We start from the raw sequence: 23,730 nt of genomic DNA, 5'->3' as shown, positions 1-23,730 counted from the left end.
TTATCTATTATTTATCGTTAATCTGCTGTCAGCCAATCCGGTTTACGCTTTTGTAAAAAGGCTTGCACGCCCTCTTTGCCTTGTGTTGATGAACGGATATCAGCGATACCTTTTACTGTATCGGCAATCAGCTCATCAGTGATAGGTGCACCAGCAACATCATGTAATAGTTGTTTGCAGGTTTTGACTGCATCTGGACTGTTCTTAACCACTTTGTTACAGAACGCAGCCACTTCATCGCTCAGCCACTCTTCGCTAACACGCTCATGAATAAAGCCAAGCTGCCGCGCTTTTTTGGCATCAAACACTTCAGCACTTAAGAAATAACGCTGCGATGCTCTAGCACCTAACGCTCGGATAACATAAGGACTGATAGTCGCAGGGGCCAATCCCAAACGCACTTCACTGAGGCAGAAATTAGCAATCTTAACGGCGATAGCCACATCACAAACAGCAACTAAGCCCATACCACCTGCGTATACATCGCCTTGAATAGCTGCGACTGTCGGCTTAGGACATTCATAAATAGTCTTGAGCATTTGCGCCAATTTATCGGCATCCGCTAGATTCTCTTCATAGCTGTAATCCGCCATGGCACGCATCCAATTAAGATCAGCACCTGCACAAAACGCCTTGCCTGCAGCCGCTAATACAATAACACGCACCTCGCCATCAGCACCAAGGGTGGTGAAAGCATCGGTCAGCTCGGCAATCATCTCATCATTAAACGCGTTACGTATCTCAGGACGGTTTAACGTCACGGTAGCGACGTGTTGTTTTATATCGACTAATAGACTTTTATAATTATTAATATCGTTTTGCATGATTCTCTCTTCTTTTGATCACGATCCGCTATCTTTACTAACGAATACCGTTATTGAATGTCATTAAATGGTTAGCACTGACCCTTGATCTTACATTCTAAAGACACCAAACGTCGTCTCTTCAATCGGTGCGTTATAAGCTGCACTCAGCCCTAAAGCCAATACATTGCGCGTATCAGCAGGATCAATCACGCCATCATCCCACATGCGCGCGGTGGCATAATACGGATGACCTTGCTCTTCGTACATTTCGCGAATCGGTGCTTTAAATGCAGCTTCATCTTCCTCACTCCACGCTTCACCTTTGCGATCAAAATTATCACGCTTGACCGTTGCCAGTACCGAAGCAGCTTGCTCACCGCCCATGACAGAGATACGGGCATTTGGCCACATCCATAAGAAACGCGGACTATAAGCGCGGCCACACATGCCGTAGTTACCAGCGCCGAACGAGCCGCCAACGATGACCGTGAATTTCGGCACTTTGGCATTGGCCACTGCCATTACCATCTTGGCACCATGACGGGCGATACCTTCATTTTCGTATTTACGACCAACCATAAAGCCTGTGATGTTTTGCAGGAACACCAACGGTATTTTGCGTTTACAGCATAGCTCGATGAAATGTGTGCCTTTTTGGGCAGATTCACTAAATAAGATGCCATTATTCGCAATGATACCTACAGGCATCCCTTCGATATGAGCGAATCCGCACACTAACGTTGTGCCAAAGCGCGCTTTGAACTCATCAAAGGCACTGTCGTCAACGATACGGGCGATAATTTCTCTGATATCGAATGGCTTACGCTTGTCCGTTGGAATCACGCCGTACAGTTCTTTAGCGTCGTAACGTGGCGGACGCGGTGTGATTTGATTGGGAATATTTTTCACTGGGCGATTTAGATGACTGACGATATTACGAGCGATAGATAGTGCATGGGTATCGTTTTGCGCTAGATGATCAACCACACCTGACAGTCGGGTATGTACATCGCCGCCGCCCAAGTCTTCTGCGGTGACCTCTTCACCAGTCGCTGCTTTGACTAGTGGCGGACCGCCCAAAAAGATAGTGCCTTGCTCTTTTACAATAATAGACTCATCGCTCATGGCAGGCACATACGCACCGCCAGCCGTACAGCTGCCCATAACCACAGCAATCTGCGGAATGCCTGCCGCACTGAGATTGGCTTGGTTAAAGAAGATACGACCGAAGTGCTCCTTATCAGGGAACACATCATCTTGATTGGGTAAGTTGGCACCACCTGAGTCGACTAGATAGACGCATGGCAAATGGTTTTCTTGCGCAATCTCTTGGGCACGTAGATGCTTTTTGACGGTCATTGGGTAGTACGTGCCGCCTTTTACCGTGGCATCATTACAGACAATCATGCACTCGACCCCATTGATACGGCCTATACCTGCAATCACACCCGCCGCTGGAATTTCTTCACCATACATATCATGCGCGGCCATTGGCGCCACTTCTAGGAACGGTGTACCCACATCCAGCAGACGCTCGACCCGCTCGCGTGGTAACAGTTTGCCACGTGCAAGATGCTTGGCACGTGCGCGCTCCGAGCCACCTTGGGCAACTTTACGCAAGTGTATATACAGGTCATCGACGATCTCTTGCATCGCAGCACTGTTTTGCTGAAAATCGCTTGAGTTCGGACTCAGTTTACTGGTTATAGTAGCGCTCATGATATCCCTTTTTCTTTTATACATAGATACGTAATTACGAGTAGCTTGTTATGCGAGTCATTTTTTAGGTGCGCAGTCATTTGTTTAAATATTACTGGCCGCTGTTTGCAATGGCTACTCACACGGTTCATCTTTCATGTTCTGGGCCTGATAAACAAGTTTAGAGCTGATAAATAAGCCTATGACAGCCCTAATTCTTCTTTCATTTGCTCAATGATTTTATACTTTTGAATTTTACCTGTGATGGTCATCGGATACTCAGTCACAAAACGATAGTATGCCGGCACTTTATAATGAGCGATATGCTCACTACAGAACTCTCGTACTTCCTCTTCGGTCAAGCAGCCCGGTTCTTTCGGAACAATCCATGCTGCGAGTACTTCGCCATATTTTTCATCTGGTATACCGACGATCTGCACATCGCGAATCTTTGGATGACGATAGAGGTAGTTTTCGATTTCTACCGGATAGATATTCTCGCCACCACGGATGACCATATCTTTACTACGACCGACGATTTTGACATAGCCGTCTTCATCCATTGTCGCCAGATCACCTGTATGCATCCAACCATCTTGGATGGCTTCACGTGTCTTGAAGCGACTGCCCCAATAGCCTTTCATCACTGAATAACCACGTGTGAGCAGCTCACCTGTCTCGCCTAACGCTACGATCTCACCCGTTGCGGTATCAACGACTTTTACTTCTAGCGCAGGCTGTACTAGCCCCACGGTCGAGACTTGCTTATCAAGTGGCGTGTGCTCATTGGTCTGACAAGACACAGGACTGGTCTCTGTCATGCCATAGGCAATGGTGACTTCACTCATATGCATATTATCGATGACGCGGCGCATGACCTCAATCGGACAGCTGGACCCTGCCATGATACCTGTGCGCAGAGTCGATAGATCAAAGTTTTCGAACTTAGGATGGTCGAGCTCTGCGATAAACATCGTGGGCACACCATGCAGACCTGTACATCTCTCTTCCTCTACAGCTTGCAATACAGTCAGTGGCTCAAAGCCATCATTTGGATAAACGATACAACCACCATGCGTAAGAATCGCTAGGTTGCCAAGTACCATGCCAAAGCAATGATATAGCGGTACGGGGATGCAGAGTCTATCTTCTTCAGTGAGGTTCATCGCCTCACCAATGAAATAACCATTGTTTAAGATATTGCGGTGACTTAAGGTGGCGCCTTTTGGAGTCCCTGTCGTGCCACTGGTGAACTGTACATTGATAGCATCGGTGTTTTTGAGCTGAGCTTGACGCTCTGCCACTCGTGGATCATTGGCATCACCCTCGCTCATCCATGCCGAGAATTTCTGCATAAAGCCAAAGATCTCATCAGACTCTGGCTCATCAATCCAAATGATACGCTCAATCGTTGGAATCTCAACCAAATCAAGCTGAGTATAGTCTTTATGGTAAATCTCAGGACACAGCTCACGGATTAGGCCAGCATAGTCACTGGTTTTAAAATGGCGCATAAGTACAAGCGCTGAGCAGCCGAGTTTATTTAGGGCATATTGCAACTCAAAGGTGCGGTAGGCAGGATTGATATTGACAAGGATGACGCCGACTTTTGCTGTGGCTAACTGCATCAGTAGCCATTCAGCATTGTTATGTGACCAGATACCGATACGATCACCAATCTCAAGCCCCATCTCAATCATACTACTGGCCAGCTGATTGACTTGCTGCTGTAGCTCACGATATGTCCAGCGGATATTTTGATGACGGACAACCAATGCTTCGCGATTAGGATACTTAGAAACAACAGCATCAAAAAAGTCGCCGATTGTCGCTTCAATCAGCGGTACATCAGGACCTTTATCGTAGCTTTGAGTGAGCGGTGCATTTGCTGAGCGCGCGCCCATATTAATACTAGGAATGTTGTTTAAAATGGCATCGAAGTCAATGCGAGTCGAATCGAAATCGGGAGTTTGAGTCATAACGAGTCCTTTCGTTTTACTTTTTATGTGCTGATTGATCGCTTGTATACAAACCTTCTTCCGTGATGAGGCCGTGCATAGCGTTCAGCTACTATAACGCCATAGGCAAAAGCCTGTCAACAATATCAATACAATATGTATCATTTAATTAGTCATAAAAAATACTTGCTCAGAGAGATATAACGAAACATAGCATAGAATCGTGGCAAATTTTTGACACAAAAAAGCCAGCCCTATTAACCATTATGGGGCTGGCACAGTCATAAACGCTGTTTTTAAATGTGCTTACTCAAAGCCAATTATTTATGGTGTTTTAGGAGTGGCTGGTGCTTTTATCGTTACCGTTGCACTAACAGCATCATTGTCATCCAGCAAATCCATAACAAGCTCATCATCACTTTCGGTTTTGACTTGCCAATTGCCAGCCGCTTGCGGCACACCCGTCACCATCACAGATATCGCTTTGTTTTTTAGGCGAATCATAGGCGGCTTATGATCGTAGCCATCATGCTCATGCCCTAAGATATCATTAGCGATAGTCGCAGCCTGTGCCCGCAACTGTGCGACATAACGACACGCGACTCCATTTATAGACATGCAGTCCCCAATGGCATAGATATTCGCCGCGTTGGTACGCAGTGTCGCCGCATCAACCACGATACCCGTACGACGATCGAACTCGACGCCAGCCGCAGTTGGCAGTTGAGCGTCAACGGTCAGACCTGTACTGGCAATCACGTGATCGACAATTAGCGGCTCAAGCGACTGAGTATCAGTGTTATCTGCATCTGATGATAATGGTGCATAGTCTACTCGCAGCTTATCGTTATCACTGTTATCGCCAACACGAGTAACAGCAGACACTTGATAGCCGCCTAAGAGCTGGATGCCTTGTGACTCAACTGCCTTAGCAATACGTGCCGTCGCCTTGGCCGGTAGCATCTGTGATAGCGGCGCGTCATTTAGATCAATCAGTGTTATTTTGTGACCTGCTTTGAGCAAGTCTTCTGCGATTTCTGTTCCCACCATACCAGCACCAACGATTGCAACGTGTTGGCTACCGGTTGCCAGTTGCTCTTGTAGCTGACCAAAACGCTCAATATGATTGACATGCCAGACCAAGTCTTGCGGTAAGCTCTTAGGAAAAATAGGATGTGCGCCCATCGCTAGCACCATTTTTTCATAACCGATGGTCGTCGGTGCGTCGTCTGAGTGCTTGGTAGCACGCAGTTGTAGGGTTTGGCTCACCGGATCAATATCTGTTACCTCTGTATTAGCCAGCAAGGTTACGTCTGCTGTTTGCGCCGCATCTACGCCCGTCGCCCTTACTAAATCTGACGCGCGTTTGTTTTGACTGATTGCCATGGTCAGCATCGGTTTGTGATAACGATCACCACTGTCCGCTGTGATCAAAGTGATTGGAATGGCTTTATCTTTGGCACGAATAGCATCAATCACATGCCAGCCTGCTAATCCTGCACCAATGATGACGACACCTGTTTTTGCTGATGCTGGCGACGTTGTAGATAGGTTTTCTGCGCTCATAATAGCTCCAATATAGATAAGGAATTGTTTTAATTATCGATAATAATGGCGGCTATTGTATCAGTAAACAGACATGCACTCACCTATCTAACCACGTGTATTAGTCAATATCGAACGCCATGCGATGTGCGGTTGTATGCATGGTGTTACTGTCTATTAATTTTTCTATACAGTATAGACTGGCATGGATGCCTGCACTGATCCCCGCTGATGTGACAATACTACAGGTATCATCGCTTGCATCCACAAAGCGCTGCTCAGAGATAACATTAATGTCGGGATATGACGCCAGATTATCCAGATCCATCCAATGAGTAGTTGCTGACCTACCAGCGAGCAAACCTGCCTTTGCTAGTAACAAGGCACCTGTACACACTGAGAGTGTCAGTACTGCCACGTTTGTTTGGGCAATAATCCAATCAATCACTGCCTTATTATGTATTTCTGTTTGTTCAGCACCATAACCACCAGGAACTACCAACACATCAATAGCTGGATGAGTGGCAAAACTATAATCAGGAATAACCTGTAAACCGTTTCTGGCAGAGATCGGTGCTTGATGCTCAGCAATAGTAATAACCTCAAAGTGCTTATCGCTTGCACCGTTCTCCGCCAACGAGAACACCTCAAAAGGCCCAGCAAAGTCCAGTACTTCTACTTCATTAAACAGTAATATACCAACGGTTCGCTTGACCATTATAGTGCCCCTCAATTAAGTTGATATTGTTAAGCAATATTCAATCCGTTAATATCGTAATCATTATCTTCATCGATCTTTCTAAGTCGGTTTTTTTAAAGAATGAGTTTAGCCATAGCATCTGCCTTTGCCGTATTACACTGTTGCAGTCCGGCGAGTACACCTGCTCTATTTTCAACTGTTTTGTTTTGACTCAGCTTAAATTGTGCTTGAATGTCTGTAATACTGATGCGAATACCGACAATTGCTCGACAGAGTGCCTGAATATAATTTTCTGGCGCATCATTAAGCGACCACGGAATTGGTTGATTAACTTCAAAATCTTGAGTGAGTTCCGATAATATTTCCGTCAATACCATAGGGTCGGTCAACAGACTAACTGAGCCTCTGATATGCACACTACGATAGTTCCAAGTCGGCACTTCTTTGTGGGTTATTGCTTTACTTGGGTACCAATTGGGACTGATATAATGACCCGCATCCTGAAATATAATCAGCCATGGTGCATCGAGATTATCATAGTCGTTCAAAGCGTTTACTTTGGCGATGTGACCGTATAGGCAACCGTACTCACTACCATCATCCTGCCAATACATGGGGATATGACAAGCCTCTAGTCCATTCTGTGTTTGTACAACAACAGTCGCTAGAGGTTGCTCTTTGATAAATGCTTTTATCGTATCAAAACGCTCTTCTTTAAATGCTTTAGGAGTAAACATAGCAGGCTCCAAGTCGTTTTTTGAATAACCATAGAAGAGAGAGTAAATACAAAGCGCCCTATCAAAGAGAGCATTTCGCTGTCCTTAATAGGGCGCTTTGTGTAACCATTAATAGTAAAAAGTATATTTGTGGACGTGTCTTTTTACTAGAAGCGGTACTGTTAGTAGCATGACGATTAATAGCATTACGATTGCAAACAGTGCCATCAATAGTCGCAAATCAAAATACGATCAATGATTCAAAATCTTTGATAAAAATTGCTGTGCGCGTTCACTTTTTGCACCTTCAAAGAACTCATCCTTACTACAGTTTTCTACCACATGTCCTTCATCCATAAAGATAATACGGTTGGCAACCTGACTGGCAAAACCCATTTCATGGGTCACGCACATCATAGTCATACCATCACGAGTCAGCTCAACCATCACATCGAGCACTTCTTGAATCATCTCAGGATCAAGCGCGGATGTCGGCTCATCAAAGAGCATCGCCACAGGATCCATAGCCAGTGCACGAGCAATCGCCACACGCTGCTGCTGACCACCAGAGAGCTCGGCTGGATATTTTGCTGCCTGTACCGTCAGACCAACGCGGTCTAGATATGCCATAGCTTTTTGCTTGGCCTCGCTTTCTTTGCGTCCCAATACCTTGATCTGTGCGACGGTCAGATTATCAATAATCGTCAAATGCGGAAACAACTCAAAATGTTGAAACACCATGCCGACACGGCTACGTAACTTGGGTAAATTGGTCTTTGAGTCACCGACAGAGACACCATTGACCATGATTTCCCCTTTTTGAAAAGGCTCAAGTCCATTGACCGTCTTAATCAAGGTTGATTTACCGCTACCTGATGGGCCACAAACCACGACCACATCACCTTTATGTACATGTGCGGTACACTCCTTCAGTACCTGAAAGTCTCCATACCATTTACTGACATTGGACATTTGAATGACCATCTCATCACTAGCATGACCATTGTTGGTGACCAGTCCGCCAAAGGCATTTAAGTATGTATCCGCTGTGTTCATCACTGGCTCCTAACCACGTTATTTTTGATAACTGTTATTTAAGACGTCATCATCTAAAAAATCACATCAAGTACCACATCAGAACCGCAGACGCTTTTGAATACGCTGCACCCCAATAGAGGCACTCAAGCTAATCACAAAATAGACAGCACCAGCACCTAAGATATAAGGTGTGAGTAATCCCATAAGCTCACCGCGAACGTATGCGGCACGGAAAAAGTCTGTCAAACCAATCGCAAATACCAGTGTGGTATCTTGGAATAGAATAATACACTGCTGCAAAATCAGTGGCAGCATCTTACGAAAGGCTTGCGGCAAAATAACCAGACTCATGGTTTGTCTATATGTCATGCCTAGTGCTTTGGCAGCATTGACCTGTCCGCTGCCAATCGATTGGATACCAGCACGTACCACTTCTGAGAAGTAAGCAGCCTCAAACATCATAAAGGCAACCACACAAGACGCAAAAGCAGCATCAAGTTGCAAGTACTTGCCTGTTACCCCCAGATAAATCATCGGTACCGCAAAATAAAACCACAGTAGGACAAGTAGCAGTGGTACAGAACGGAAGTAATTGACGTATAGCTTCGCTGGAATCTCAAGCGCTTTGATGCCTGATAAGCGCATCAATGCCAATACAGTTCCTAGACTGATACCACCCAAAATAGCCAAAAACAGCACTTTTAAGGTGGTGATCATGCCGCCCATCAAACCAGGATAGGCGGTTGCCAATTCGGTCATATTCATTTCTGACCTCCTGCAATGAGTCCAGGCACGCGCAATTTACGCTCAATCAGTCCCATAATAGCAATCAAGGACAGATTGAAAACCAAGTAGATAATCGTCGCATAGGTATAAATCTCAATGCTGTTTTGGGTGTACTCGCTGATGGTTTTGGTTTGACTAATCAGCTCCATCACCCCAACAAGCGAGGCCACGGATGCGTTTTTAAAGCAGTTGGTCAGCTCAGAGCTGAGCGGCGGTAAAATAATACGAAAGGCTTGCGGCAGTAGTACTTCTTTGTAGACTTGCGGAATACTAAACCCTAGTGCATAAGCTGCATTGATCTGCCCATCAGGCAGCGACTCAATACCTGTACGTACCTGCTCAACGATACGAGCAGCGGTAAATAGACCCAGACCGATACTGGCTGATAGCATGGCTGAGGTATTCGGAGACAGCTCCTTGTACCACCATTCTTGTATCGTTGGCGTGAGCCAGCCAGGTGCAATATAAAACCAAAAGAACAACTGGACTAATAGTGGAATATTACGAAAAAACGTCACATATGCCGTACCAATGGTACGAGCAGTCTTATTGGGCAGCGTACGCATGATACCAAAGATGGTACCGACGACCATAGCGATGGTCCAGGCAATACTACCAATCAATAGCAGCCAGCCTAGACCAGTAATCATCCAATGGATATAAAGCTCGTTACCGATACCAGTCTGCTCAAAGAGCACACCCCAGTTCCAGCTATAATTCATGGTTGTCTCTCCGAGCAGCGATTGATAAGCCTAAACGTCACAGGCAGCATCACAAGCTATCTGAGCGTATAGGCAAGCTATATTGAGGGACAATGAGCGTTACTGAGCCGTTGCAACTTTTGGCTGAGCGCTGTCATGTGGATTGGCAATCAACGCTTTTAGGTTGTCTGACATCTCAAAGTTTAGATTGACGTTCTTTGGCGGGATTGGGTTCAAGAACCATTTGTCATAAATGCTATTGATTTCGCCTGAGCTAAAGACATTGGTCAATGCTTCATCAACCACTGCTTTGAATTCAGGATCGTCTTTACGCATCATACAACCGTAAATCTCAAACGACTGTGGCTCACCAACGATAACCCACTCATCAGGATTTTTTGCTTTGGCTTGTTCACCAGCGAGCAGTACATCGTCCATCATAAAGGCATCAGCGCGGCCGTTTTCTAGCATCAAGAAAGCTTCGCCATGATCTTTTGCTGAGATGATATTGGTATCCATTTGATTGTCATCATTGTACTGACGAATATAGCGCTCTGACGTCGTACCTGCCGTGGTCACCAAAGTCTGACCTTTTAGGTCTTCAAAGTCTTGAATGCCAGAGTCTTTTTTGGTCAATAAGCGTGTACCAATTTCAAAGAAACCGTTAGAGAATGCCACTTGTTTTTGGCGCTCTTCGTTATTGGTGGTTGAGCCACACTCAAAATCTACCGTACCGTTTTGTACCAGTGGGATACGGGTTTGTGAGGTCACCAAGTTATAACGAATGTTGAGGTCTGGCATGTTTAGCTTTTGCTTGACGGCTTCGACTACCTTCATTTCTAGGTCATGTGCATAACCGATAGGCTGGTTAGGGTCATCAGCAATATAAGAAAACGGGATAGAGGAGTCACGGTGACCGACAACGATGGTACCCGAGTCTTTGATTTTTTGTAGCGTACCATTCATGGTTTCTGTCGCGGTTGCATCATCTGCTGGCGCTTCAGTGCTCGTGTCGCTGCTGTTGCTACAACCCGCTAAGCCAAGTACCATAAAGGCTGCCAAAGTCAACGGTTTAGAAAATGAGTAGGTCATGAAATACATCCTTTTATCACAAGATTAATGAGTGCTTGGACGACATAGGTCTAATTGGACGACCTAACTGCGCCGCATCCGTACGGTTGTTGCTGTTGTTTATCACAATGCAATTTAATGTTACTGTACAACAAAATTGCACTCGATGGTGAATTTTTTTCGAGAGAATCTATATCTATACTTTGGTTAAACGCCAGTGATTTACTGCTTCTATAAGGTTATAAACTCGAACCAATAAAGGCTATATAGACTGTGATCAATAAAAGCTTGTATAGATATAGACTTATTATTTAGACCGTTTATCGGCTTTTGCTATTCAAGCTGGTCATCGCAGTATGATAAATACAATTGATAAATCGGTAGCAATCCCCATAAAGCAAACAACTTCCTTATACTACAAATGACTTATGACACAAGATATCCAAGTCCCAAATACGGACAGCCAAACTACTGACACTCATGGTAGTAACGACATTCGCCAACGTTTCTTTATTGAAGACTCTCCAGTGCGCGGCGACGTCGTGCGCCTATCACGCAGCTATGCAAGCACCATTGCTCAAAAGCCCTATCCCGAAGCCATCAAACGCTTGTTGGGTGAGATGTTGACGGCCGCAAGTTTGCTAATCAGTACAGTCAAAATCAACGGTCGCTTATCTATTCAATTGCAGTCGTCAGACAGTGACAGCCTACTGAACTGGGCAATGGCAGAATGCGATCAAGACGGTATCATCCGTGCGCTTGCCAGCTGGAAAGGTGAGACAGATGAGCAAGTACAAGCGTGGGACAATATGACTCATGCCAAAGACGCCTTTGCTGAGCTGGGCGCGATGGGGCAAGGCGTATTGTTTATCAATATCCAACCTGATGGCGGTGAGCCGTACCAAGGTATCGTTGAGCGTAGCCATGACAACCTGGCAGACTGCTTGGCGCATTATCAAAAGCAATCGGCACAGATTCCGACATTGATCAACTTGGCATCTGATGGCCTACAAGCGGGTGGTATATTGGTACAGATGCTACCGCGTACTGCTGAAGAAACATCTGAAGTTGAGCAAAACCAAGATGCCGGTATCGATGATGACTTATGGACTCGTCTGAGCGTGCTGACGCGTACGGTTAAGGCGGAAGAGTTGACGACGCTGGATGCCAATGAGATACTCTATCGCTTATATCATGAAGAAAACATCGTCGCCCCTGAGCCTGCTCCCCTAGCCTTTGGGTGTACCTGCTCACGCGAAAAATGCGAGATGGCAATCGAGCAAATCGGTGAGGCAGAAGCGTTAGATATTATCGATGAGCAAGGCGGCACGTTTGAGATGGATTGCGGATTCTGCGGTGAAATCTATACCTTTGATAAAGATGATGTAGCAGCAATATTTGCTGAGTAGGTTTTCTTACCTACTATAAATCAGTATTCATAAAAAAACCCTCAAGCGTCATGCTTGAGGGGTTTTTATTTTTAGAACTTTGAAAGTATATGACTGCTTTTACGTTGAATTACCTTTAGTCTTGATGCCATTTTTTCATATAATCAATCGCCATGGTATTGATTGCCTGCCAGTCAGCTAAATGTTTTTTTGAAAACTGAAGTCTTACATAGTTATTGTACTCAGGGTACATATACTCCATTTGGCACATTCTATCCTGGTCTTCATTAACTGTAGGCATACAGCGAATCATGAAAGGTGAGTTTAGATAGATATTTCCTATATAGTATATAAAGGGATTGTCGCCTGATCCGATATATGCTTCTAGTTCATAAGCATCTTTATCAACATCTCTACTCTCTTCATGCTTGATATTTTCTATTCTAGTCGGTATATCAGCACCTTCAATTTTCGAGTTTTTAGCTGCCCAGTAAAACTCTATAATATTATTGTCATAATCAAAGACATTTGGATTTTTATCACTATTATTAAGGCCACGACCGCTAGGCCAAAAGAAATAACCATGACCCATATCCGCCTCAAAACTGGCATAACTACCCGTATCTGGTCTGACAATATGGTTTAAGGGAATGAGATAATTGTCACCATCTACATCTACTTTAATTTGAGCGTTAGGGTCATGTACATTTGGCTTGGCACAACTAGTGACTATAAGCGCACCGCCTAGTAGCAAGAACAAATTTCTCAATAAGCCTTTCTTGAATGATAAAAACGTCATTGCGCAGTACACATAACGCAGATAACTCGAAATGATCCTCACTGTTCTCTACACCGCCACAGCCAAACTTCTAGGATAAGAATGTATGCGAGGACGTCCGGCATAGTCACTTCGACCGTTGTCGAACAGCCATTCAACGACTTGCTCACGCACCCGTCTACTATGAATTAAGTTCATATGGTTCACACCATAAAATATCGCTTTGTGACCATCTGGCACAAACAAAGCATGCTCAGCATCATCCTCACCCAGCGCTGATGCCACCGAGACCAGACTATCACCTAGCAGATCGGTCACTTTAGAATCATAATGCGTCTCGAGCAAAGCACTAGCGACAAAGTAGGTTTTAATCCCGCTTGGCAGACGCGCAGGATGGCGGAAATCTTGTGGTAATACACTGCGTCCCTCTAATGCCTGCCAGTCAGCATCACGAATACTGCCGTGACGTAGATCAATGATGCCAGCACTACGCATGTCACCGAGTTTGGCAAGTGAGCCTGCAAATGGCAACTTGGCAATGATGTCCTGTACATAATTACCGATACGCTCAAGCACTGCCCCGTGATGCGGTGAACCTAGGGTGATGAGATTACCCACGCGCTTTATCCAGCCCAAGCGCTCTTGCTCACCATAAAACAGCGCACTACGGGAAACTAATCCACCCATACTGTGACCAACCAAATCTATCTGACTGATATCTGGGTTATCATCGACCAAGTCCTGTAGTAGCTGAGAGAACTTATGACCGCTACGTGAGATACGTCGCCCTGTATTGTAATCTAAGTACAGCACGGTAGTATCAGGCTGACTGACATGTACCGCATCCCCTAGGTTGTTATTTTCTTGTGCATGCCAGCTCAAATGGCTCATACACAAACCATGGCAAAAGATAACGATACGTCCAGATAGCACCTCTTCTTGGGGACTGCCATCTTTGTTGTATAACATCATCGGAACAGCGAGTGCGTTTTGATTGTTGACCAAATGATCGCCCATGACGCCGTTGATGACATTGACCAATTTTTTTAATGAGTCAGGTAATGGTTGAGCCGTTTTTTGGACGATGAAGTTTTTGTATATTCGTAGGACAGAGGCTAGATTATTACCGACCATTAGCATGATATGGCGTATCGTGCCATAGATGCGTCCAGTAAAACCACGCTGCCACTTATTTAAATGTTTATCATTGAATCGCCCCATCGGACGCAAGATAACCTCACGGTGGATAGCCTCAACTATTTCAGTGATCTCGACCACACCCATGGTTGCAAGCTGCGCCAACCCTTCAAAAAAATCTGCCAAAGAGACAGGTTTTTTGACGGCTTCGTTGCCGTCGTCTGTGTCTGCTAATAACTTGACCAGCTCATCCATATCGATTGCTTCGAGCTGATCTATCTGCTCATACCAATCACTATGCAGCGGTACGCTAGCATCTGAGAAAAAATGCGCATCAAGTTCATGGTGATTGCGAGTATAATTGCTATCATTTTGAGCGCTACTGTCACTAACACTAGGGTTATAAAACAAATTTTGGCTGCTCATAATATTGACACATTTAGCGATAAGGATAGTTTTCCATACTATCCTTTAACTGTCGCAAATAGAAGCGAATGATTTGATTTCAGCGTCCATTAGTGACCAAAAGAGAGATATAGATGATAAACGGTGGCTTTGTCATCATAAAAGCGTTATTCAGCATATACACCCAAACAAAAATCCCAAGCCATGACTTGGGATTTTTTATATAGTTCTAGTACTTTTGTCTATACGATAGACCATTATTTATCTGACTGTTCTATCTGATTGTTTTGCATCACTGTTTTCGCTTATTGCGCCGAGCTATCTGTCTCATCGAATGATTCTGCCAGTATGACATCACCATCATCACGTGTGATCATTACAGTCGCGGAACGAGGAATATTGCCACCAGCCACCGCACCCCACGTATTGCCTGGATGCTGAATATTAATAAACAAGGTTTTGAAATCTGGTGCCATAGTAATGCCTGTGACTTCACAGCCCTCAGGACCGACAAAAAAACGTTTGATATTGTCATTACTGGCAGATGTGCCCACTCGGGTTGACTGCCCTGCTGATGTGGTGGTCATCGATCCATCACTGACCTCACCCGGTAGTGCGGCCAGCAGCATGCAGCTACTGGTATCAGTATAAGCGCCATCATCTGTCTGAATCCATAAGACGCCGCGTGGATCAAAATACAAGCCATCAGGTGAAGAAAAATCGTTGTTGTCATTCAGCCCAGATAGGTTTTCTGCTGACAGATCATTTGGCGCACCAAACAGATAGATATCCCACTCAAAGCTCGTTGCAGCATGATCGCCACCCGCTTCTGCCCAGCGAATGATATGACCATTGTCATTGCCATCATTATTATAACTGCGAGGATTAGATGCTGAGACAGGCTGATCATCGCGCACACCGCGATATTTATTATTGGTCAATGTCACATAGACATCGCCTGTCATCGGACTGACCGATACCCATTCAGGTCGATCCATCTTAGTAGCGTTCAGCGCGTCAGCAGCCGCGCGAGCAAATACGAGCACCTCATCTTGTCCGTTAAACGGTAATACGCTGTTAGACACATCTAAACCGTTTCGACCATGAACCAGTGCTTTCCATTCGCCGCTACCATCTTCATTGAAGATCGCGACGTATAGCGTCCCGTCATTGAGATACTTATCACCTGCTGCTAATCCACCACCGATATCTGAGTTTGACCAGACTGCTGTAGATACAAATTTATAGATATACTCGCCGCGCGCATCATCACCCATATAGAACACCACTGGCTTGCCTTGCTCTACAGGGGCATAGGCACAGTTTTCGTGAGCAAAACGGCCCAGGGCAGTTCGTTTTTGCGGTACAGAGTTTTGGTCAAATGGGTCAATCTCGGTAATATAACCAAAAGTGTTGAAACCATAGCGATAATCCTCAGCGGCGCTGGCACCGACGGCCGTCATATCCCAGCGTGAGAACTCGTCTGTTATCTTAGCGTCATTTGCATCTGGGGTATGCCATAGATACTCCCAGCCTGGGAAGTCCTCTGTCGCACCATAGCGCTCACGACCGTAATTATCACCAGTACTCAATTGGCTGGCATCTTGTCCACGGGCGAACACTCCCAAAAAGTTCTCTTCGGTAGTCAGATAAGTACCCCAAGGTGACAGTCCTGCACCGCAGTTGTTGTTGATACCGCGAGTCTGAAAGCCTGTTGGATCAAACTTGGTTTTGACCAGATCAGAGCCTGCTACAGGACCTGCTAATTGCGCAGTCGTACTACTGGTAATACGGCGGTTGTATTTTGAGTTTGCTACCATCTCATAGCCGTTGCCATCCGCACGGCGAGTGAGCTCAACCACTGAGACACCATGACAGTTAACCTCGCGGCGCACGTCGCTTGCAAGACGTCGGTTTTTGAAGATAGGAGCCGCATCATTATCCTGAGTGACATAATAGCCAAAAGGACTGAGCTCACTGCTGTTGACGTATTCGTGGTTCATGACCAATAGGCTATTTTCTGAAGCTTTGGCGTCATAGGCATTGCCTTTTTTGCCAAAGAACCACATCCCGTCGTGGTTATCGCCCATGCGCCACTCAAATGATTCGGCAGACTGTTCGCGGTTGTCTTTCCAATCCTCAATACCCGACATAAGCGGTGTGCCAAGCGGCAAGATCATCTCAGCGGTGTAGCCTGCTGCTACCGTCATAGTATTCGCAGTTGAGTGCGCGACTGCCTCAAACTTCAACGTATCCGGACGACTCAAATCCCCTTGTGCAGGGATAGCGGCGTTATTGTCACTGCCTATAATATTACCGTCGTCATCATCACTACAACCAACCAATGGTAGTGCGCCAAAAAACGCAGCAGCCGTCAATCCTGTGCCTCCTTTTAGGATGCTTCGGCGGTTCAATCGACGATTAATAATCGTCTGAAAGTCAGTATTGTTAGTAGGGTTTGAGTCTTCAACCACTTCGTGGGCAAGCGTTCGCTCATTGTTCAATAATGTCATTATCAGTCACCTTGCTATTAGGCTAGATTGGCGGAGGGTGGGTCGCGGCGTTGCAATTACAACCACAAAAATACGAATTCCGCTTAAGTCTACTGATCCTTTATGACAGCACGCTGAACGATAGATGACAAAATAATGACAATTGTCGGCTCGATGACAACTAAGAACAATTGAGCCAATAAGAACCATCAAGCAGATAAAATAGTGTAATAATCAGGCTTAATATAAAGAGCACAAAATATAAAGAGCAAACGCAAAAAACCCCGAGCGATTGCTTAGGGTTTTTGATATGTGTTACTACGAGCTGTCATTGCTAGCCGTTGTTACAAGATATTATTGTAAATAATGGCTTCAGCTATCTTAGCAAGCCTATCGTACTGGCGATGTCCACTCATGAGCGCCCAACGTGAGGGTAAGCTTATCCCCTGCTTGCAAAACGCCTACGCCACTTGGTGTGCCAGTCATAATCACATCGCCTGCTTGCAAATTAAAGGCATGACTGATATTGACCAGTAACTCGTAGACGGGAAACAGCATCAAAGCACTATCACCATCTTGAGTTAATTTATCATTGATAGTCAGCTGATACTGTACATTTTGAAGATTGCCAAACGCCTGTGGGTCAAGCCAATCAGCAAGCACACATGCCCCATCAAAACATTTGGCACGCTCCCACGGATGACCTTTTTCTTTTAACTTGCTTTGCAAATCGCGCAAGGTTAAATCCAAACCTAATGTCACTCCGCCGATTGCTTGCTGCGCCTGCTCAATCGTCGCCATAGACAAATCAGCGGATAGCTGAATGCATAGCTCAGTTTCATAATGCGTCTCGCCAAACTGCTCTGGATTGGGTCGGATCACATCGCTACGCATAGAAACCACCGAAGACGCTGGCTTCATAAATAGTATTGGCGATGACGGCACCTCATTGCCTAACTCTGCAGCATGCGCCGCATAATTACGACCTACACAAACTACTTTACCAATAGTAGCGCGTAGACTATCATTATGGTTATTAACGCTTTGCTCTTGATTGACACCCGCTGCAATAGCATTTGCTAACGACACATGTGGTGATTGGCTCATCTAGACTCTCCCTGTAAATGACGGATACTTCTCAGCAATCCATACTGTCTTGTGTACTGTGACCTTAATGATTTTAATAATCAGTAGCTAACTATGGAATCGTATTGGTCACCACATCTGGTGGCACATAACTGGTATGACGATTCATGCGTTTTTCAAACAATCTAAAGCTAAATAAGATCACCCATGACAGCAATAGATAAACGATACCCGCGGCAAAGAATAGCTCCATCAAGGTATAGGTACGTGCACTAATCGTACGAGCAACACCCGTGATATCCATCAATGCAATCGTCGACGCCAAGGCACTACCTTTTAGCATAAAGATAACTTCGTTACTGTAAGCAGGTATCACGATACCAAACGCACGCGGTAAGGTAACCCGTGTAAGCTTCTGCCATTTTGACATCCCAAGGGCATCAGCGGCTTCAAGTTCACCGACGGGTATCGTCTGAATCGCACCGCGTATAATTTCTGCAAGATAGGCACTGGTATTGAGGGTAAAGGCAATGATGGCACACCAGTATGCTTGGCTAAGCACTGGCTCCCATAAAAACGACTCACGCACCGCCTCGAACTGACCCAAACCATAATAAATCAGGAATATCTGTACCAGCAACGGCGTACCACGGAAGAAGAAGATATATAAAAACGGGATTATCTGTACGAGCCAGTTTTTCGACAGGCGTAACAATGCCAAAACCAAGCCGAAGAGCAACCCAATAACACCTGAGATCACAACCAGCTGTACGGTCAATACCGCGCCGCCTAGTAAGTCAGGGATATGATCAAAAATGACCTGCCAATTCCAATCCATAGTATCTCTCCTCTACCCTATGGTCGATTGACTGTGAGTGGATTGACGGCTTATCTTTTTGGCATAGCGTGCCGCAGGATTGGCGCGCCACTCAAGCCACATCATAAAGCCAGTAATCAACATGGTCAGACCCAAATAAATAATCGCGGCTGCCATATAAAAGGTAAATGGCTGCTGTGTTGACTGCGCTGCTCGTGAAGACTGATACATAATGTCCTTGAGACCCACGACCGATACCAATGCCGTATCTTTGAGCAATACCAAAAACAAATTCCCCAGACCAGGCAGTGCAATCTGCCATACCTGCGGCAACGTAATGCGATAAAACGTCTGAAAAGGACGCATACCAATCGCTTGCGCCGCTTCGCGCTGACCTACCGGAATCTCTTGGATGGACATGCGAAAAATCTCAGTCGCATAGGCACCAAAAGCAATAGACAACGCCATAACACCGCCCCAAAAAGCGCTGATCTCGACATAGTCGTTATAGCCGAACTTTTTGAGGATGCTCATCAATAATATAGAGCCGCCATAATAAATAAAGAGCACCAATAACAGCTCAGGAATACCGCGCATCGTCGCAGTATAGACAGTCGCAAGCTTACGCAGTAACCAGATGTTAGACATCTTTGCGGTTGCGCCAAGCAAGCCTAAGCCCAGACCAATAATTAAACTGGTCACGGCAAGCTGTATGGTGACGGTAGCGCCGCTTAATAAAAGCGCGCCAAATCCTTGTAAGTCAAACACGATTATCCACTCAGTCTCTTTATATTAGCAATTAGGGCATGTCTTCAGTTCAATCGATAGATATCTAAATGGTTTAAAAACGGCTAAATCTTGCCAAACGGCGTCAAATAGCTGACTAATATCTCGATATTATTTGCGCTATTTTCCTTGTTTGACTGCAATTTATCTCATTTTTATTACCATTTTTAAAATGAAGACACGCCCTAGCAAAATATGAGTTAAAAGAATCAGCATCAATAGCTGAACGCGGCGAAACACCGTATTTTATACCAAATCAATAGGGATGGTCGGCGTCAAAAAACGACGTCAGAAGAATACGATTAGCGCTACGATAATTGACACGGTAGAAATGAGCGCTGATTTTATCATATTCACTCGCCGTGATGTTAATACTGACGCGTAAAAGCTGTGCCTAAACCGTACCTAAACAGACACTTGGACTGATAACCAGGAAAAAGACTGACTAAATTTGAGTAAAGCGGATGGGGAATAACGATGACTATGCTATGAGCATAGAGTAGGTTTAGGAATTGATAAAAAAGGACATCGCCATGACAGCGATATCCTTTTGTGAATCAAAACAGTAATTTTGAATCAATAATTTTGAATCAGTATTTTTTATTGCTATTAGACATCAGCTAGCGTCTGCTACCGCTGACTGTTCAGTAGCTTCTGTACTGACCGTGCTCGCCTCCGCTGCTGGTACCGCAAAGTACTTCTGATTGATTTTATCGTATGTACCATTAGCCTTTATATTGGCTAAAGATTGATTGATCTTTGCCTGTAGCGGGTCGCCTGGACGTACCGCTATGGCAAAGTTGTCATTGATATCAATCTCATCACCCTTTAGCGCATACTTGCTACCAGCAGGTGAGCTGAGCCACTCTATCGCTGGCAGCTTATCAGAGATCATGGCATCGACGCGGTTTGAACCGAGATCCAAAAATGCATTGCTCAGCGTATCATAAAGCTTCATCTCAGCTTGCGGGTAAGTATCTTCAAACCACTGTGATGAGATAGTCGAGCGCTGTGCGGCAATCGAATTAGCGTCAATATCGCTAGGATTGCTGGGGTCGAAGCTGCTGTCTTTTTTGGCTAAAAAAACCAAAGCATTACTGAAGTACGGATCGGTAAAGCTTACCTGCTCTGCGCGCTCTGGTGTGACCGACATCGCCGCCACAATCGCATCATACTTGCCTGCTTTTAGACCAGGGATAATACCGTCCCAGTCTTGCGCTACAATCTCACAAGTCACCTGCATATCCGCGCAGAGCGCCTCTGCTATCTCAACATCAAAACCGCCAAGTGTCCCATCCGCATTGGTATAGTTGAAAGGCGCATACGCCCCTTCAGTACCGATACGCAATACGTCCTCCTTCGTGACTACTGCTTTGTCGGTCGCCTCTGGATTGGTATCGCTTGCATTGTCTTGACTGTTGCTACACCCAGTGACTGCAAAAGCAGTCGCTAATGCAAACAACGGTACAGATAGACGACTGGTCGTTATGGTACTCATAACAGATTTGCCAATCGTGGCACGGGCTGAGGCACAATGGTTGCTCATGATCATCCTTGAGTTTTCTTGGTTAAATAACGTACTTTTGAGGAACAACCGTCCACTCGCTAGACGTCCTTTTAGGCAGTTGCCGCCTCGTCGGCGACCACTACCTCTTCGACACCATCCGTGACGACTACTTATTGTGCAGCAGCGGTCGAGCTGGTACCAAAATAGCTGCCAGTGATTTGGTCATAAGTGCCATTATCTCTTAGCTCAGCCAATGCTGCATTGAATTTTGCAGCCAATGGATCGCCTTTACGGAAGGCAATACCCATTGCATCGTCGTCACTGCTAATCTCTTGACCTTTGATTTCGTAATCTTTACCAGCTTCGGTTTTTAGCCAGTCGGTACCAGTGACTTTGTCAGACATCATACCGCGTACTCGGCCTGACGTCAGGTCTAGGTAAGCATTGTCTTGCGTGTCATAGAGCTTGATATCAGCATCTGCATGCTCGTCTTGCAGATACTGTGAGGATACTGTCGAGCGCTGTGACGCAATTGGCTGATCTGCTAGCGCATCGACACTGAGGTCATCGCCTTTTTTGCCAATTAGGATGATGCCGCTATAGAAGTACGGGTCACTAAAATCAACCACTTCTTGACGCTCAGGGGTGATCGACATACCAGCGATGGCTGCATCAAATTTTTGTGCGTTCAATCCTGGAATCAAACCATCCCAATCTTGTGAGATCACTTCACACTCAGCTTTCATCTGTGCACACAATGCGTCAACCAGTTCAATCTCATAACCGATTAGCTTGCCATCAGCGTCTGTGTAACTAAAAGGCTTATAGCTTGATTCTGTGGCGATCTTGATATCTAGAGGTGCTTCGGTAGCGGTATCAGCTTCAGCGCTTTCTTCTGGTGCTGCGCTATTGTTACAACCTGCCAACATTAGCATTGCTGCGCTAAGCGGCGCTAGCCACAATGCTTTTTTGCTCATTGAAATTGTCATATCTCTTATTCCTTAATATATTTACCAGCCGTATCATCACTTATTACTGACTACTTTATACTCAACTGTTTCTGCAATACTGAACCGTTTTTTACTTATCAGCATCGCTTGTTTTGAGTACAAACATTCAGGAAACCATTATTGACCAAAGTTCTTTTGCTCAAGGCGTGCAAGCTCACCGTTACTACGGATTTCGCTCAATGCTTTATCAAATTCTGCTTTGAGGCCATCCCCTTTACGCACAGCAATCGCAATGTTGTCATCGTTATCAATTTCATCACCAACAATACCAAAGCCTTCTGTATTGTCTGCTAACCATGATTTGGCAGAGACTTTTTCGGCCAATACCGCATCGCTACGACCAGACTTTAGATCTAGGTAAGCATTGTCATAGTTGTCATACAGTTGAACCGTGTTGCCTTCTTTGCCTTCGTAGTTATCCTGTAGATAAGCCCCTGGCGTGGTAGAGCGCTGTCCACCTAGTGTGACATTGTTGATCGCCATCGGATCAAAACTGCCATCATTGTTGGTTAGCCATACCATCGTGTTGGCAAAGTACGGCTCAGTGAAATCAACTTTTTCTTGACGCTCAGCAGTAATAGACATCCCTGCGACAACCGCATCATATTTTTGTGCCAATAGACCTGGGATAATACCGTCCCAATCTTGAGCGACGATTTCACATTCAGCTTGCATCTGATCACATAGCGCGTTTGCGACATCGACATCAAAGCCTGACAAGCTACCATCGGCATTGGTATAGTTGAATGGAGGGTAAGCGCCTTCGGTTGCAATACGAATGGTTTGCCCAGTCGTTTCTGCAGCAGGTGCATCGGCGCTGGCATCAGTTGTTTCGTTGGCAGGTTGGCTACAAGCACTCAGCATCAATGCTGCGGTGACGGTCATTGATGACCACAGTAGGCGAGAATTCGACATCATACATTCCTTAAATTCTGATGGGTTTGACATAGGGTTTTGACAGGATTTTCTGGCTTCAGGTTCTGATATTTGGTTCTCTGACGTCCCTGCCAGACAAGCAATATAGATAGCAGAATGACAGGCAGCCAGCAGCTGTGACTACCTATAAACCTTTTGATAATACCTGAGTAAAATATCAAAAACAAACGTTTTGCATACTCACAGTTATTATCTGGTAATAAAGAGTCAACAATGGTTACGATATAGTGATTTTTGCGTTTGGCAAGATGCGATAGTGATAGGTTCTGATTGTGGTAGGAGTTATTAGACTTATGGTTTGACTGTGGCAGAGTTGGATAATGGTAATATCTGATGGCAGTAGGATTCTACTACCATCTGATTTATACA

Annotated in this window: 20 protein-coding genes; 1 reads left to right on the top strand and 19 read right to left on the bottom strand. The window is 45.3% G+C overall.

Annotated elements, in window-relative coordinates; translation table 11 throughout:
* Positions 1–17: 17 nt before the first annotated feature.
* The 10 genes from ACTXGL_RS05490 to ACTXGL_RS05445 all read right to left on the bottom strand — a co-directional run bounded on the left by ACTXGL_RS05490 (position 18) and on the right by ACTXGL_RS05445 (position 11,040).
* Entirely contained in the window at positions 18–824 is an 807-nt protein-coding gene (locus ACTXGL_RS05490) for an enoyl-CoA hydratase/isomerase family protein (protein WP_443525411.1), read from the bottom strand.
* Positions 825–914: 90 nt separating this feature from the next.
* Complete coding sequence (locus ACTXGL_RS05485; RefSeq protein ID WP_443525409.1) at positions 915–2,525, bottom strand: carboxyl transferase domain-containing protein; 1,611 nt, start codon at positions 2,523–2,525, stop codon at positions 915–917.
* Positions 2,526–2,704: 179 nt separating this feature from the next.
* On the bottom strand, positions 2,705–4,483 hold the full coding sequence (locus ACTXGL_RS05480; protein ID WP_443525407.1) for an AMP-binding protein: 1,779 nt from the start codon (positions 4,481–4,483) through the stop codon (positions 2,705–2,707).
* Positions 4,484–4,786: 303 nt separating this feature from the next.
* On the bottom strand, positions 4,787–6,028 hold the full coding sequence (locus ACTXGL_RS05475; RefSeq protein WP_443525405.1) for an FAD-dependent oxidoreductase: 1,242 nt from the start codon (positions 6,026–6,028) through the stop codon (positions 4,787–4,789).
* A 100-nt stretch (positions 6,029–6,128) separates the two neighbouring features.
* Positions 6,129–6,725: a DJ-1/PfpI family protein gene (locus ACTXGL_RS05470; protein WP_443525404.1), complete on the bottom strand. Its 597-nt coding sequence runs from the start codon at positions 6,723–6,725 to the stop codon at positions 6,129–6,131.
* 95 nt (positions 6,726–6,820) lie between these two features.
* A complete protein-coding gene (locus ACTXGL_RS05465) occupies positions 6,821–7,444 on the bottom strand; it encodes an FMN-binding negative transcriptional regulator (protein WP_443525402.1) in 624 nt (207 codons plus the stop codon).
* 231 nt (positions 7,445–7,675) lie between these two features.
* On the bottom strand, positions 7,676–8,407 hold the full coding sequence (locus tag ACTXGL_RS05460; RefSeq protein WP_319051235.1) for an amino acid ABC transporter ATP-binding protein: 732 nt from the start codon (positions 8,405–8,407) through the stop codon (positions 7,676–7,678).
* A 150-nt stretch (positions 8,408–8,557) separates the two neighbouring features.
* Complete coding sequence (locus ACTXGL_RS05455) at positions 8,558–9,226, bottom strand: ABC transporter permease subunit (RefSeq protein ID WP_319051088.1); 669 nt, start codon at positions 9,224–9,226, stop codon at positions 8,558–8,560.
* Entirely contained in the window at positions 9,223–9,969 is a 747-nt protein-coding gene (locus tag ACTXGL_RS05450; protein WP_319051089.1) for an amino acid ABC transporter permease, read from the bottom strand. The genes ACTXGL_RS05455 and ACTXGL_RS05450 overlap by 4 nt, the downstream gene beginning before the upstream one ends.
* A gap of 99 nt (positions 9,970–10,068) precedes the next feature.
* Positions 10,069–11,040: a glutamate/aspartate ABC transporter substrate-binding protein gene (locus ACTXGL_RS05445; RefSeq protein ID WP_443525399.1), complete on the bottom strand. Its 972-nt coding sequence runs from the start codon at positions 11,038–11,040 to the stop codon at positions 10,069–10,071.
* Between the two features lie 407 nt (positions 11,041–11,447).
* On the opposite strand from ACTXGL_RS05445, the gene hslO reads away from it, so the two are divergent.
* Entirely contained in the window at positions 11,448–12,428 is a 981-nt protein-coding gene (gene hslO, locus ACTXGL_RS05440; protein WP_443525397.1) for an Hsp33 family molecular chaperone HslO, read from the top strand.
* A gap of 115 nt (positions 12,429–12,543) precedes the next feature.
* Here the strand turns inward: hslO and ACTXGL_RS05435 are convergent, their stop codons facing one another.
* The 9 genes from ACTXGL_RS05435 to ACTXGL_RS05395 all read right to left on the bottom strand — a co-directional run bounded on the left by ACTXGL_RS05435 (position 12,544) and on the right by ACTXGL_RS05395 (position 23,343).
* Positions 12,544–13,206 carry a hypothetical protein gene (locus ACTXGL_RS05435; protein WP_443525395.1) on the bottom strand — a complete coding sequence of 221 codons (663 nt, stop codon included), beginning with the start codon at positions 13,204–13,206 and terminating at the stop codon, positions 12,544–12,546.
* Between the two features lie 48 nt (positions 13,207–13,254).
* On the bottom strand, positions 13,255–14,748 hold the full coding sequence (locus tag ACTXGL_RS05430) for an esterase/lipase family protein (protein ID WP_443525393.1): 1,494 nt from the start codon (positions 14,746–14,748) through the stop codon (positions 13,255–13,257).
* Positions 14,749–15,032: 284 nt separating this feature from the next.
* Entirely contained in the window at positions 15,033–17,240 is a 2,208-nt protein-coding gene (locus tag ACTXGL_RS05425) for a PhoX family protein (RefSeq protein ID WP_443525391.1), read from the bottom strand.
* Positions 17,241–17,609: 369 nt separating this feature from the next.
* The gene (locus ACTXGL_RS05420) at positions 17,610–18,326 is read right to left on the bottom strand and encodes a fumarylacetoacetate hydrolase family protein (protein ID WP_443525389.1); all 717 of its coding nucleotides are present in this window, start codon (positions 18,324–18,326) and stop codon (positions 17,610–17,612) included.
* A gap of 91 nt (positions 18,327–18,417) precedes the next feature.
* Positions 18,418–19,143: an ABC transporter permease gene (locus ACTXGL_RS05415; RefSeq protein ID WP_443525387.1), complete on the bottom strand. Its 726-nt coding sequence runs from the start codon at positions 19,141–19,143 to the stop codon at positions 18,418–18,420.
* Between the two features lie 12 nt (positions 19,144–19,155).
* Positions 19,156–19,890 carry an ABC transporter permease gene (locus tag ACTXGL_RS05410; protein ID WP_114701215.1) on the bottom strand — a complete coding sequence of 245 codons (735 nt, stop codon included), beginning with the start codon at positions 19,888–19,890 and terminating at the stop codon, positions 19,156–19,158.
* Positions 19,891–20,524: 634 nt separating this feature from the next.
* Positions 20,525–21,454 carry an ABC transporter substrate-binding protein gene (locus ACTXGL_RS05405; protein WP_443525385.1) on the bottom strand — a complete coding sequence of 310 codons (930 nt, stop codon included), beginning with the start codon at positions 21,452–21,454 and terminating at the stop codon, positions 20,525–20,527.
* Between the two features lie 131 nt (positions 21,455–21,585).
* A complete protein-coding gene (locus tag ACTXGL_RS05400; RefSeq protein WP_443525383.1) occupies positions 21,586–22,404 on the bottom strand; it encodes a transporter substrate-binding domain-containing protein in 819 nt (272 codons plus the stop codon).
* 138 nt (positions 22,405–22,542) lie between these two features.
* Complete coding sequence (locus ACTXGL_RS05395) at positions 22,543–23,343, bottom strand: transporter substrate-binding domain-containing protein (RefSeq protein WP_443525381.1); 801 nt, start codon at positions 23,341–23,343, stop codon at positions 22,543–22,545.
* Positions 23,344–23,730: the final 387 nt, after the last annotated feature.

Source organism: Psychrobacter sp. T6-6 (genome assembly GCF_052258185.1).
In the GTDB taxonomy this organism is placed as follows: domain Bacteria; phylum Pseudomonadota; class Gammaproteobacteria; order Pseudomonadales; family Moraxellaceae; genus Psychrobacter.
Note: the sequence above shows the minus strand (reverse complement) of the source record. Positions and strands in the feature narration are given on the sequence as shown.